The sequence below is a fragment of the Devosia pacifica genome, assembly GCF_014652635.1.
Lineage (GTDB): Bacteria > Pseudomonadota > Alphaproteobacteria > Rhizobiales > Devosiaceae > Devosia > Devosia pacifica.
Window position 1 is genome coordinate 31274 of the sequence record NZ_BMZE01000006.1, and the last position, 13494, is coordinate 44767.

At 57.7% G+C, this 13494-nt stretch carries 9 protein-coding genes and 1 pseudogene; 4 read left to right on the forward strand and 6 right to left on the reverse strand.

The features are described from left to right. Positions 1-4: 4 nt before the first annotated feature. The gene (locus tag IE127_RS19120; protein ID WP_189427402.1) at positions 5-1123 is read right to left on the reverse strand and encodes a c-type cytochrome; all 1119 of its coding nucleotides are present in this window, start codon (positions 1121-1123) and stop codon (positions 5-7) included. 801 nt (positions 1124-1924) lie between these two features. Between IE127_RS19120 and IE127_RS19125 the strand changes: the two genes are divergently transcribed. Both IE127_RS19125 and IE127_RS19130 read left to right on the forward strand, forming a co-directional pair. Further along, on the forward strand, positions 1925-3859 hold the full coding sequence (locus IE127_RS19125) for an NAD-dependent epimerase/dehydratase family protein (protein WP_189427403.1): 1935 nt from the start codon (positions 1925-1927) through the stop codon (positions 3857-3859). Between the two features lie 616 nt (positions 3860-4475). Further along, the gene (locus IE127_RS19130) at positions 4476-5276 is read left to right on the forward strand and encodes a DsbA family protein (RefSeq protein WP_244640366.1); all 801 of its coding nucleotides are present in this window, start codon (positions 4476-4478) and stop codon (positions 5274-5276) included. A gap of 10 nt (positions 5277-5286) precedes the next feature. Here the strand turns inward: IE127_RS19130 and IE127_RS19135 are convergent, their stop codons facing one another. The 3 genes and pseudogenes from IE127_RS19135 to IE127_RS19145 form a co-directional block, all read right to left on the reverse strand. After that, positions 5287-5925: a transglutaminase-like cysteine peptidase gene (locus IE127_RS19135; protein WP_189427404.1), complete on the reverse strand. Its 639-nt coding sequence runs from the start codon at positions 5923-5925 to the stop codon at positions 5287-5289. Positions 5926-6465: 540 nt separating this feature from the next. Then, positions 6466-7668 (reverse strand): annotated as a pseudogene (locus IE127_RS19140) (IS256 family transposase). A gap of 272 nt (positions 7669-7940) precedes the next feature. Further along, complete coding sequence (locus tag IE127_RS19145; protein WP_189427405.1) at positions 7941-9017, reverse strand: M23 family metallopeptidase; 1077 nt, start codon at positions 9015-9017, stop codon at positions 7941-7943. A 178-nt stretch (positions 9018-9195) separates the two neighbouring features. Between IE127_RS19145 and IE127_RS19150 the strand changes: the two genes are divergently transcribed. Both IE127_RS19150 and IE127_RS19155 read left to right on the forward strand, forming a co-directional pair. After that, positions 9196-9804 carry a cation efflux transmembrane domain-containing protein gene (locus tag IE127_RS19150; RefSeq protein ID WP_189427406.1) on the forward strand — a complete coding sequence of 203 codons (609 nt, stop codon included), beginning with the start codon at positions 9196-9198 and terminating at the stop codon, positions 9802-9804. A 262-nt stretch (positions 9805-10066) separates the two neighbouring features. Next, on the forward strand, positions 10067-12043 hold the full coding sequence (locus IE127_RS19155) for a heme lyase CcmF/NrfE family subunit (protein ID WP_189427407.1): 1977 nt from the start codon (positions 10067-10069) through the stop codon (positions 12041-12043). Positions 12044-12160: 117 nt separating this feature from the next. On the opposite strand, the gene IE127_RS19160 is transcribed toward IE127_RS19155, so the two are convergent. Both IE127_RS19160 and IE127_RS19165 read right to left on the reverse strand, forming a co-directional pair. Then, positions 12161-12895, reverse strand: a complete 735-nt coding sequence (locus IE127_RS19160; protein ID WP_244640367.1) for a cytochrome c biogenesis CcdA family protein — start codon at positions 12893-12895, stop codon at positions 12161-12163. Then, complete coding sequence (locus IE127_RS19165; RefSeq protein ID WP_189427409.1) at positions 12895-13470, reverse strand: TlpA family protein disulfide reductase; 576 nt, start codon at positions 13468-13470, stop codon at positions 12895-12897. The genes IE127_RS19160 and IE127_RS19165 overlap by 1 nt, the downstream gene beginning before the upstream one ends. Positions 13471-13494: the final 24 nt, after the last annotated feature.

A 13494-nucleotide genomic window follows, 5' to 3' on the forward strand; every position in this document is an offset into this window, starting at 1 on the left:
AGGTTCACTGCGGGACACCTCGCACAGGTGGGAGGCTGGCATACCAAGCACTCACGGCCCGAGCGTCGTCTTGGGTCATCCGCTTACCGATATTGGCCATCAGAGAACCATAGGGTAGGGTGTCTCGATAGCTGGTCTCGCGCCAGAGGTTGAGCTGGTTATCCAGGTAGCGGGCCGATTGGTTCTCGAGTCGCGGTATCTGCGGATCGGTACCATTGTGGCAACTGCTACACCTTGGAAGATCCTGCTCCGGAATGCCCTGTTCGGCGATCTCTCGCCCGCGCTCCAGCAACGCTGGCGAGGCTGCTGCAGGCGACTGCACGCTCGGAAGGTCCGCATAGTATCGAGTCAAACGCTCGATTTCAGCGTCCGTCATCTCATAAGCTATCGGCTCCATGATGCCGCTAGATCGCGTGCCGGCTCGGTACTCCTCGAGGGCACGCACGAGGTATGGCAATGACAGGTTTTGCAGTTGGGGGACCAGCGCGCTCACCGTGCCGGTCTTACCGTCTCCGTGACAACGTACACAATTTTCAAGCGGCAACGTGCCTAACCCTGCAATGTCTTTTCCCACCGGCAGGGTTGGTTCCTGACGAGGCTCGTTGTCCGGCCCGAGCTCATGCAGTTTCGCCAGATGGGCAACGACGGACCAGACTTCATCACTGCGGCCCTCGCCCGGCCAGGCCGGCATGCCGGTATATTTGAGACCGTTGTTGACGATCCAAAACAGTTCGCGGGCGCTGTAATCGCTGAATGCGCCGGATAGGTCGGGCGGCTGGGGCAACATGTTCCGATAAACTGGATTGAGCTGCCGGCCCGGTACGCCATGGCAGGTGTTGCACCCGCCATCATAGAGCTGGGCACCCAGGAGATAGAGGTCGGAATCATTAAGGTTGGGCACCTCGACCCCGTTTGATGCCACGGAGATCGAGCGGTCTCGCAAGATGGTGATAATAAAATTGGTAGCCGACCAATGCTCGCGCGCCGCGCCTATATTGTAGATGCCGGACAGAATGAAGACGATGCCGCCTAGGAAAAGCGCACCGGCGACGAAAAGGCTTGCCACTCCAATACGCTGCCAGCGGGTGAGCTGCCGGACCTTGACGACGTCACTTTTCGGCATCGGACCCCTGCACTGCTGCTTTGCGGCGTAGGACCGATCGGCCGGCGGGAATGATATGGGGTTCGATGCCGTTTGTTTGGAATATGGCCGACCTCCGCATGTTTTTCGTCCTCCGGTCTCCGAGGTCTGCAACGGAGGAGATGGCGTGGTTGAAAATGGAGGGCGCTAGCAAAGTTGGCGAACAAGGAGGAAGGAACGACCCACAGAGGAACCGCCAAGCATACGTGATCGAGGGCGACCAGGTTCGTCCGTTCCTCAAAGAGCACACCTCCTCAGAAAATGTGCTGATGCATGTGGTTCAGCCCAGCTCGAAAGTGAGCCAAGGTCGCACTCTAGCAACAACAAGCGGAGAACTCGACAAACGTCCAAGGGTTGCACTCCGACGCGTGGCCTTAACTCTGGCATTCCACCGATGTTCCCGAGAATGGCCGAATGCAGTAGCGGCAACGACAATGACATGACTGACTGCTGATGGCGCTGCCCAATCAGCTGGACGCATCATTGGTACTTGTTGGCTGCTGTTACTTAGGAACTAAGCGGCGGGGGATCGTCCGGGTAAGGGATTATCGTCGGTGCCATCCGCTTCAGTAATCTAAACTGAAGACCAATGGACCATCTCCATCGCTACCGGGCAGAAAAGCCAAGGTGGCAAACAGGTTCACCGAGCGCGAAGTTCAATGGCGCCGAGCTCAGAAGTCGTATCGAGCAAATCAGTCTCAACCCACTGCTGCTTTCCAATGCGTCAGAAGGGATCGGCGTGCCGCACAAAAGCGTTCAGAGTGGTAAAACAGGAGTCAGCAAATGGATGAGAGAGAGGTCGTCATCGTCACCGGCAGCGCCGGTTTCATCGGCAGTTCGGTCGTAGAGATGCTGGCGAAGTCATACCGAGTTATCGGCTTTGACCGTGACATGCCTCCCCACCCACCCGCACAGGCAGAGTGTATCTGCATCGATTTGACCTCCAACGCCAGCGTGCATGCTGCCTTCGAGAGAGTGAAGCTCGCTTACGGAACAAAGATCGCATCGGTGGTCCACCTTGCTGCCTATTTTGACTTGAGTGGCGAAACCGACCCGAAATATGACACCGTCACCGTGGAAGGCACCGAGCGACTGCTGAAGGCATTCAAGGATTTCCAGCTCGAGCAGTTCATTTTTGTCAGCACAATGCTGGTGCACGAGCCGGGGCGCCGTGGTGAGCCCATCACCGAAAACTGGCCGCTCGACCCCAAATTGCCTTATCGGGCCTCAAAGGTGCGCACCGAAGCCGCCATCGCGGAGCAACGCGGCTCGATACCCGCCGTGATGCTCCGACCCGCCGGTGTCTATGACGATATGTGTCATTCGGCCTTCCTGTCGCGGCAGATCGCGCGCATCTACGAGCGGCAACTTGTGGGCCATGTCTATCCCGGTGATCCCGATACGGGACAGCCCTATCTTCATCTCAAGGACCTCACCCGCGCCATTGCTGCTACAATCGAGCGTCGGGCCACTCTGCCGCCAGAGGCGCCTATCCTGTTGGGCGAAACCACAACATTTACGTTTGCTCAATTGCAGGAACAGATTGCCCGTCTCGTTCATGGTGATGATTGGAACACCGTGTCGCTGCCCAAGCCGCTGGTGCAAACCGGGCTTTGGATAGAAAACAACATCTTGGAGGAAGACGACTTCATCCAGCCCTGGATGGTTGACACCTCCGATGATCACTACGAGCTCGATATCTCGCGCGCCAAGGATTTGCTGGGGTGGCGTCCAAGGCAACGTGTGGACAAGACGCTGCCGAAGATGGTTGAGGCGCTCAAGCGCGATCCGGTGGGCTGGTACCATGCGAATGGTCTGAACGCCGCTCGCATCACCGAAAAGGCAATCGAAGCCAAACCCGAAGAACCATCGCAAGAACCGGCTGCCCAGCATGAAATGATGCATGCGCACCAGGTCAGCATGGCGAACATTCATTTCGACATGCTTTGGGTGCACTTCCTCAATATGCTGCTCGGACTGTGGCTTTTGACCAGTCCCTTTGTCTTCGGTGGATTTGGTCAGTCCGATTTCTCTGAAGCGGTGCTCGCTGTTACGCGGGAACGGAACTTGTGGGATCCGGCATTGCGCAGTTCCATGATGGCTTGGAGCGATCTTGCCAGCGGCGCGCTGATCATGCTGTTCGCAGGGCTTTCACTATCCCGACAGTTTCGCTGGGCACCATGGGCGACAACCGCGGTGGGCATTTGGCTGTTGTTCGCGCCGTTGTTGTTCTGGGCGCCGAGTGCCGCAAGCTACGCCAATGACACCTTGATCGGTGCTCTGGCAATTACGTTTGCCATTCTGGTGCCGATGATGCCTGGCATGAGCATGGCTGCAATGATGGACGACAGCGACATGCCCGCTGGTTGGAGCTATTCTCCTTCGACCTACCTTCAGCGGTTACCGATTATTGCGCTGGGAGCGATCGGTTTTGTCTTGTCCAGAATTCTGGCTGCCTACCAGATGGGGCATATCGAAGCCGTATGGGAGCCGTTCTTCAGCGGAATGAATGATCTGAATGGCACCGAGCAGATCATCACTTCCGATGTCTCCAAGGCATGGCCGGTCGCTGATGGCGGTTTGGGGGCGACAACCTACATGTTCGAGGTCTTGATGCGGTTGAGATGTTCAATGCGACGCTCTGCCGCTTCTTTCGCACCCTACTCCAGCGGCTGCGACCAAATTGCCACTATGTCGGCATGGGTGTTTTTCGGGTAGCATCGCCGCCGCCACGCACTACATGATATTGCAGGCAGTTGTAGCGGCAAAGTAGCGACCCATGAAGCCTAAGACTGTTGGAACGCTGGGAACGCGCGTTGAAGAGCGCACCGCGGTGCAACCGCTTCCTAGTGGGTCGGACAATGGTCCACCAGCGGCCCTCTGCACCCAGCTAAAAAGAAGAAAGTTCAACCGATTGTATCCAAAGCCCCCAGCTCTCATGGCCCAGCGCGACGCGATCACGGAGCCAGCGGATGACTTTGATGAACTGGAAAGAGAAGGATCATGGCAGGGATCACGGCCATGCCGATGATTAGAAGAATTGCGATGGTGACGTTCTGCCAAGTCAACACGATGAACTCCCCTTCCTCCCAAACTTTCAGTTAGGCCGAAAGAGCCCTGTTAGAAGACAAAATGGGAGGCAATGGGGCTAACCGCCGATGTTCACTAAAACGTGGAGTACTATCACATCCCGATCTCATTGGAGCGGGACCTGAGATCCACCGATAGGCAGTAGCAGAATACCAATTCGGGCTGTATTTCGAATTGTCCTCAATTCGCTTGTACCACCGGCTAAACGAACGTCGCTCGTGTTTCTGAAGGAAGGTTTTCAGCAATGGCAAATAGCAGATTCCCAACGCCGTTTCTTGCCGCGGCGGTCGTCGTGCTGTGCATGGCTGGCGCAGCGATCGCTTGGTTTGTGCTCGATCCTGGATTTCGGACGACCGAAGTTGAAGCCGCTGTTGTAAGCACCAAGCCATCAGATGATTTTGAATCCAGAGTCCGCGATTACCTTCTGGCAAATCCCGAAGTGATTATGGAAGCCGCGCAGCGTTTCGAGGAGAAACAGCGTCTGGCCCAACTGGCTGAGAACAAAGATACCTTGTCCAGTCGCGGGGAGGAGCTTTTCCGCGATCCACAGACTCCGGTTGGCGGCAACCGCTTGGGCGATGTCACACTGGTAGAGTTCTTTGATTACAACTGCCCCTATTGTCGGGACGTCGCGTCCGTTATGGCGGAGGCGGAGGCCGCCGATCCCGGTCTCAGGATCGTCTATAAGGAGTTCCCTATTCTAGGACCAAACTCCGTCTTTGCTGCCAAAGCGGCCTTGGCTTCAGAGCGACAGGGTAAGTACAGCGAATTTCATCAGCTCATGATGCAGAGCAGCGGGCCGGCCGATGAAGCCTCTGTCATTGCGGCTGCTGAGACTGCGGGACTAGATATCGAGCAACTGCGGATTGACATGAAGGGTGCTGATATTCAGGCACAAATCAGTCGCAATATCGATCTGGCGCTTGCGCTCCGCATCAACGGCACTCCGGGGTTTGTCATCGGTGAAGAAATACTCCGAGGCGCGGCCGATCTAGCAACGATTCAAAGCCTGATCGACAAAGCCCGGAATACAGCCATCGAGTGACGACAACATTTCACGGCTGTGCCACACCGACCGTGGTGTCGGCGCTTCCGGCGACTAGGATGGGACGCTCGTCTAGTAGATTAACCCACTTGCCGGCGTCTGCCTGGGACTGACGCTTCAAATATTGATATGGCGTCTTTGACCAAAGCAGGATTTCGCCGGCGAGATTGTCAAGCACAAGGTCGCCACGATCTGTCCGAGCCATCAACACGGCATGTCCTGCCCCGTTGGTCTGCTTGACCACGGCAATCAACAAGGTGCTGGCGGGCCATCCAGCGTCCAAAAGTGCGCGGCGTTTGACTAGAACATAATCCTCGCAGTCACCAGCACCGTTCGGATAAGTCCAATACTCCGGGACGCGGTAAAGGTCATCGTCGGAGACGGGTTGAACCTCGGCGTTGAACCGGGCGTTGATCGTCAACAGTTCAGTCCACAGAGCCTGATCTAGGGCAACGGCGGGTACAAGCGCCTCGTTACGTCCACACTCGAGCGGACGAGACCGACAAAATTCCACGTGCCCGACTGGAATGCTGGTCGTCGCGCCAGAGGGAGCAAACGCCGCGTTGGATAGATCGATGGAGAGCGCGGCGACCGAAGACACCACAAAGATAATCGGGACCAAAAAAAAGGCGATTGCTTGGCGGGCCATTGTCTCGTTTCCTGTACAGAAGCGAGGCTAAGCGGTCCAAATTGGCGGGACACGAAAAACGGCGACGAGTTTTGAATCGAATTTGCGCTAAGTTCTTAAGCTACCGTTAGGCACTCAAATGGCGGAGTTTCGCGGATTGGAGCGCCAACTGTGGGCGACAACTGCAGGGGAGCAGCATCAACAGATCCAACAGCAACCAGCGCCTGCTTCCCGCCCCGCATTTCAGAGAAAGCGTCCATTAAAGGTGGCTCGAGCATTGCAAGAACGGACTACGATACGCATGACCCCGGAAATGATCTCACGTATCGATACGTGGATATCAACCCAGCCTGGCTATGTCAGTCGTCAGGACGCAATCCGGCGATGTGTCGATTTGGTGCTCGGTTGCAACGAGCATGATTGCGCCTATTCTCGGCGTGTCGGGTCAAACAGCGCTTCATCGGTCGCAGAGAACTCCGCCGCCGCGGCCGTGGATCGTGCCCCTTGGCGTGGTGTAACTGAGGCGAGGCCTCCACGCATATCCCGGTTTGGCCGGGCTGGTCAGCGCGCGGGAACTGCCGGCAGGCTGACGAGGGGATCATCGCTTAATGGCGCAACAGATTCTAGTGTCATGTATCTGGCGCGCTGAACCGCCCACTCATCATTTTGCTCGAGCAGGATCGCGCCCACGAGCCGGGTGATGGCGTCCTCGTTGGGGAAGATGCCGACGACCTCGGTCCGGCGCTTCACCTCGCCATTGACCCGTTCTATCGGGTTGTTCGAGTGAAGCTTGGCCCGATGCTCCTTGGGGAAGCTCATGTAGGCGAGGACGTCGTGCTCGGCCTCATCCATGATGGTGGCGAGCTTGGGCACCCGGGGGCGGATCTGATCGGCGACGGCCCGCCACTGGGTGCTGGCGGCCTCCGGAGTCTCCTGAGCGAAGGCCGTGGCGATGAAGGCGCTGGCCACCCGGCGGCCGCTTTTGCCGGCATGAGCAAGCACATTGCGCATGAAGTGGACTCGGCAGCGCTGCCAGGTGGCGCACAGCACCTTTGTGACGGCGGCCTTGATGCCCTCATGGGCATCGGAGATGACCAACTTCACGCCTCGTAAGCCACGGCGCGTCAGCTTGCGCAGGAACTCGGTCCAGATTGCCTCTGCTTCGGACGTGCCGATCTGCATGCCCAGAACCTCGCGCCGGCCGTCGGCATTGACCCCGACAGCCATGATGGCGGCCACCGATACGATCCGACCACCCTGGCGCACCTTGAGGTAAGTGGCGTCGATCCACAGATAGGGCCAATCGCCCTCGATTGGGCGATCGAGGAAGGCTTTTACCTTGCCGTCGATCTCCTCGCACAGGCGGCTCACCTAGCTTTTGGAGATGCCGCTCATGCCCATGGCCTTGACCAGGTCGTCCACCGACCGGGTGGAGATGCCCTGGATGTAAGCCTCCTGGATCACCGCGGTCAGAGCCTTCTCGGCCAGTCGCCGCGGCTCAAGGAACCCGGGGAAGTAGCTGCCTTTGCGCAGCTTGGGAATGCGCAGCTCGACGGTGCCGGCCCGGGTCTCCCAGTCCCGATCACGGTAGCCATTGCGCTGCGCCAGGCGCTCGGCGCTCTTCTCGCCATAGCCGGCGCCGGTGGCCGCGCCGACTTCCAGCTCCATCAGGCGTTCCGCGGCAAAGCCGATCATCTCACGCAGAATATCGGCGTCAGGGGTCTTCTCTACCAGCGTGCGCAGGTTCATCATCGAGTCGGTCATCGGTGGTCCTTCCAGTATCAGGTTGTGTGTGCAACCCGACCTTACCGGAAATCCGTCGATGACCACCCAGCCGCTCGCTCACTACGGCGCTCGTGATGGCGCGCTCGCGAGCGGCTTGACCACCTCAGTTACACCACGTCCCGGGACACGACCGCCGTGACCGACGCGCCAGACAGTTGACCCTTGGGCGCAACCCCCGCGCCCGCAGAGTTCGCAATCGTGGGATTGTGACTGCACCAGCGATGGTAAAAGCTTGAAACGTCGTCTGTCGCTCACCCATCGAACGGCTGTAATCGCTTCCCCGCCGCAAGATAGGGTGCGGGATCGATAGCGCCGTTTTGATCGCGCAGCTCAAAATGCAAATGTGGCCCCGTGGATCTCCCGGTCGAGCCCACTAGCGCAATCTCCATATCGGCTTCTACCCGATCACCCTCTTTGACCAATGCTTTTGACAGATGCGGATACCGCGAAATGAGACCTGACAGATGCGTGATCTCGACCACGTTGCCATAATCCCCCCTCCACCCCACGAATGTGACAACACCCCTGCCAGCGCTCCTCACCTGCGTCCCGCTGGGTGCGGGAAAGTCGATCCCCGAGTGAAAGGCCGACTGGCCAGTAAAGGGGTCTTTCCGGGGCCCAAAGTTTGAGCTGATCCGAGAAGTATCGAGTGGTAGGTGAATGGGCACATCGTCCATCGCCCGGCGGGCTTCTCGAAGGCGATCCAGGGCAGCGACGGCCTCACGAACCGCGAGGGACTCGGCACCGACGCCAACCTCCGGCCAAGGCATCAACGGGCCGCCGCGGGCCAGTTCGGCATCCTCCGGCGACTGGCCAACACGGTCCAACTCGGCAATTATCATATTGGTGGAACTGTCGGCGACCGCAGAGAGCATCGCGACCGCTGCTACGATTTCTTGTTCCATTGCCCGCAGCTCGGCCTCAATGACGTCGAGTTGCCCCGCCGGCCCGGTGCCCCGGGCCACAGTCGACACTGCCTGATCTCCCACTGTTGGAAGTTGCACAACACCTAAATTGGCGGCCGTCGTCACCAGACTTTGCAAGGTAACAAGCCGCTCCGAAACTTGCATTTGCAACTCAACAACCTCCTGGAGCTTAAGCGTTGCGGCGCTCCGATTGGTGAAATCTCTGAGCCGAAGCAGATCGACACTGCCGCTAAGCTGGGCGATCCTCAGCTCATAGGCCGCCAAGATATCGGAACGCTTTTGCCAAATCCCAACGATGTCGCTATTGAACAGCAATCCCGCCAATGTCAGGACATTCGTAACGAGCAGGCAACCCAGCAGATACCAACGATTGAACTTGAATTGGCGGAAAAAGCTGAGCACTCGACCCCTCCAGATGGGACGTCCCACTATTGACAGTTATGGTTAAGGAACTCGAAAAGCGGAAATGCAATTCCGCCCTTCATCCATTGAGGCAGGTGGAAACTTGAGTGCACGGGCGGGCGGTCCCCGCCGGCATTGATGCAAGATCGAAAAGGCAGCCGAACACGTGACAAAAACAATGGAGACTGTCACCGACTATCGTCAGCGGAAAACCTTGTGGATCGTACTGCTTTTGAACGTGGCAATTTCGGCGGCGTTCTTTGCGAGCGGCGCCGTCGGCGATTCAAGCGCTCTAATGGCAAACGGCTTGGATAACGCCTCTGACAGCCTGGTTTATGCCATTAGCCTGTTTGCCCTGTCACGCACGAGCAAGTGGAAGCGAATAGCTGCCAACGTGTCGGGAGGTCTGCTGTTGATTTTTGCCATTGGCATTTTATTGGATGCGCTACGCCGGTACTATGTAGGCTCCGAGCCACTGGGCCCACTTATGACTGTTATGGCTCTCGTCGCAGCGCTCGTGAATGGCGCCTGCATATGGCTGCTTGCGCGCCTCGAGGCGCCTGACGTGAATGTCCGGGCGGCGAATACCTTCAGCTTGAACGACTTCATTTCGAATGGTGGGATATTGGTCGCGGGCGGCCTTGTCTGGTGGTTGGGAAGTAGCTGGCCGGATCTTCTTGTTGGTGTTGCCGTTGCGGGTCTAGCTGCTTGGGGCGGAATTAGCATTCTGCGCGATGCACATAATGAGCATCACAAAGCGGTGCATGGAGGCGACCAGAACGAATAGGAATGATCCGGCAGGATCATCCAGTCGATCACGTGGCGGATCCTCGGGCTTCCGCCTCTCTGGCTTAAAAAAGCGCGTGCAGTACGACGGGCGGTTGGTGGTGTGGATCGATGTCACAGTGCTCTTCGCGAGCATCCGGTTTATAGGTGTTCGCATTCGACTGCTCGATGGCTTCCGCGCAACGTATTTTCATCAAGCAAGACGCTGCGCCAGGCCGATAGGCCCATGGGGCATCGTGACCTGAACTACAGGAAATTGGCTGATGTCTATCGAACTGGGGCATTTCGCGTTGATCCTCGCCTTCGCGATCGCAGTCGTTTCGACCATTGGTGGCTATGTGTATTGGCGCAGCGGAGAACGACTCGCGTCCTTCCTCCGGCATGGAGCTGTACTGCAGTTCGTCCTGGTAGCTGTGGCCTTCACTGCACTCGTCCAGGCTTTCGTCAGTTCCGATTTTTCTCTGAAATTGGCAGTGGAGAACTCCCATTCGCTAAAACCCCTATTATTCAAAATTTCAGGCGTTTGGGGAAACCACGAGGGCTCAATGCTCCTTTGGATACTCATTCTTGTGGCCTTTGGCGCCATGGTGGCGGCGTTCGGGCGCAAGCTGCCGACTGACCTTCTTGCGCTCGTGCTGGCCACGCAGAGTCTTCTAGTCGCAGGGTTTTGCGGCTTTACCATCTTTACCTCCAACCCATTCCTGCGGATGTTCCCGCCCCCGCTGGAAGGCAATGACCTCAACCCGGTTTTGCAGGATATCGGCCTCGCCATTCACCCCCCGCTGCTCTACACCGGCTATGTCGGCTTCTCTATTTGCTTCTCGTTTGCCGTAGCGGCACTGATTTCCGGCCGCATCGACCAGGCTTGGGCCCGCTGGGTACGCCCATGGACCATGCTGAGTTGGACCTTCCTGACTCTGGGCGTCACAATGGGCTCCTATTGGGCGTATTATGAGCTGGGATGGGGCGGCTGGTGGTTCTGGGACCCCGTGGAAAACGCCAGTTTCATGCCTTGGCTGGCGGGCACCGCGCTGCTCCATTCTGCGCTCGTCATGGAAAAGCGCAACGCGCTCAAGGTCTGGACTATTTTTCTCTCCATCATCACTTTTAGTTTGTCGCTCCTGGGCACTTTTTTGGTCCGATCAGGCATCCTGACATCGGTCCACACTTTTGCCAGCGATCCTGCGCGCGGCATGGTCATCCTAGGGCTGATGGCACTGATTGTCGGCGGGGCGTTCGCGCTGTTTGTTATGCGCGCTTCTTCACTGCGCAGCGGAGGACTGTTTGCACCCGTCAGCCGCGAGGGCGCGCTCATCTTGAATAATCTATTTCTTGCGACCGCAACCGGGGCGGTGCTAGTCGGCACCCTTTATCCTTTGGCGCTGGATGCCCTGACAGGCACAACAATCTCGGTTGGCGCACCCTTTTTCAATCTAACTTTTGGGGCGCTAATGGCGCCACTGTTGCTGGTGCTTCCATTTGGGCCACTGCTCGCCTGGAAGCGCGCAGATGTGGTGGGGGCCGCACAACGGCTGTTGGGCGCCGCAGCCCTGGCAGTCTTCCTTACCATCCTGATTTCTTCGCTGGGTGGCGTTTCAATTTCGTTGGCACCGCTTGGGTTGCTGCTTGGTTTTTGGGTGTCATTTGGCGCTGTTGCTGATTTGATCGACCGCAGCAGGATCGGGCGCATTCCGTTGCGCGAAAGCTGGCGCCGCCTCGTGGGCCTGCCGCGTTCCGCGTGGTCGACAGCCCTTGCTCATTTCGGCATCGGCGTTACGGTGCTGGGGATCGTGTCGACCTCTGCCTGGGAAACTGAGCTCGTGACAACGCTCAATCCAGGCGAAAGCACTGAACTCTCCGGTTATGTCATTGCCTTCGATAGGTTCGGTCAAATGGCAGGGCCGAACTATGTTGCGGACGAGGGCCATTTTACCATCACTGCGCCAAACGGCAGCGTTCGGCAGCCTGTTGCCGAACGGCGAACATACGTTGCCAGCGGCATGCCGACAACAGAAGCGGCAATTGAAACCTTTGGTTTCTCGCAGCTCTACCTGCAGCTCGGCGAACGCCTGGATACAAATCACGTCATCCGCGTTTGGCACAAGCCCTACATCACGCTGATCTGGCTTGGCGCCATTCTAATGTCGATTGCCGGCGTCCTGTCGCTCACGGATCGCCGCCTGCGCATCGGTGTACCAACGCGGAGGGTGCACCGGGTCATTCCGGACGCCGCGGAGTAACACTGTGAGCGCACGTTTCAGCGTGGATTGTTATGCACAAGATATTCCGGCATCAAACTGCTCGCGGCGATTAGGATTCAGGCCTCTTGGCAGGCTCGTTGCTCGACTTCACCACCTCTAACCAATCTGCCTGAAAATAGGGAAGTTCTGTAGAAGCCAGAACGCGAACAACGACAGTTGCCCGGTAACCATGGCCACGCCCATTGCTATCATGACACCCCCCGCAATGACCTGCAGCCATCGCCCTGCACCGCGCATCACCTTTAGCCGCTCGGCCAGGCCCTGCATGAACAGGGCGGAGAGCACGAAAGGTAGTCCAAGCCCAGCTGAGTATACCGCTAGTAGCAAAACGCCGCTCGACGCAGTGGTGGATACCGCGCTAACTGTCAGTATGGCTCCCAGCACAGGGCCAATACAGGGGGTCCATCCGAATCCGAATGCCAGTCCTAGGAGGTATGCGCCAGCGGGGCGCCCACCCTGGATTGCACCGTGAAAGCGTATGTCCCGGTCCATCCAGGCAAACCTGATCAACCCGGTCGTAAATATCCCAAACGCAATGACCAAAGTACCGCCGATCAGATTGGCTTCGGATCGGTAGGATAGCAAAAGCTGACTGACAAGCGTGGCGCTTGCGCCAAGCGCGATAAAGATCGTCGAAAAACCCAAGACAAAGCATAGACTTAGCAAAAGAGCGACAATACCGCTCCGGTCGATGGCCGAAGACCGGTCTGCCGCTGAATTTCCGGCAATGTAGGAGACGTAGCCGGGAACCAGGGGCAGCACGCATGGGGACAAAAATGACACCGCCCCTGCGAGGAAGGCCGTCAGAACACCGATATTGGAAATTTCCACTAGTTGACCGTAGGTGATTGAAACTGAGAGGTACTTCCGTTCTCCAGATAGAGACGGATCGCATTTGCGGTGCGCGGCAGGTCCCATTCCACAGGACCGACCCAGCGATAGACTTCAATTCCCTCCCTGCTGATGAGAAGAGTCGTTGGAAGACCAACCACACCGGCGGCCTCCATGACGTTCATGGAGGGATCGAGATAGATACCCAAGCTCTTCACGTTGATCTCATCGAAGAATGGCTGAACGGCCTCGTTCCCCGTGCGATCGATGGAGAGGGCCACGACCTTGATCTGGTCACTACCGACTGCCTGTTGCAAACGGTCGAGTGCCGGCATCTCCTCGCGACAAGGGGCACACCATGTCGCCCAGACGTTTAGCAGTGTCACCCTGCCGCGGAACTCCGCTAAGCTTATCGCTTCGCCCTGCGCGTTGGTGAAGGCGAGGTCCGAGAGGGACGTGGCGCGCATCGATGCAGGGATAGACTTTTCATCTGGCGCTTGCAGAACGAACATTCCGATTGCAAGCGACAAGAGCGCAAGCAGCCCAATCGGCACACACCACCACAGTACCCTCATCAACGGAATCTTGGCGTGAGTTGC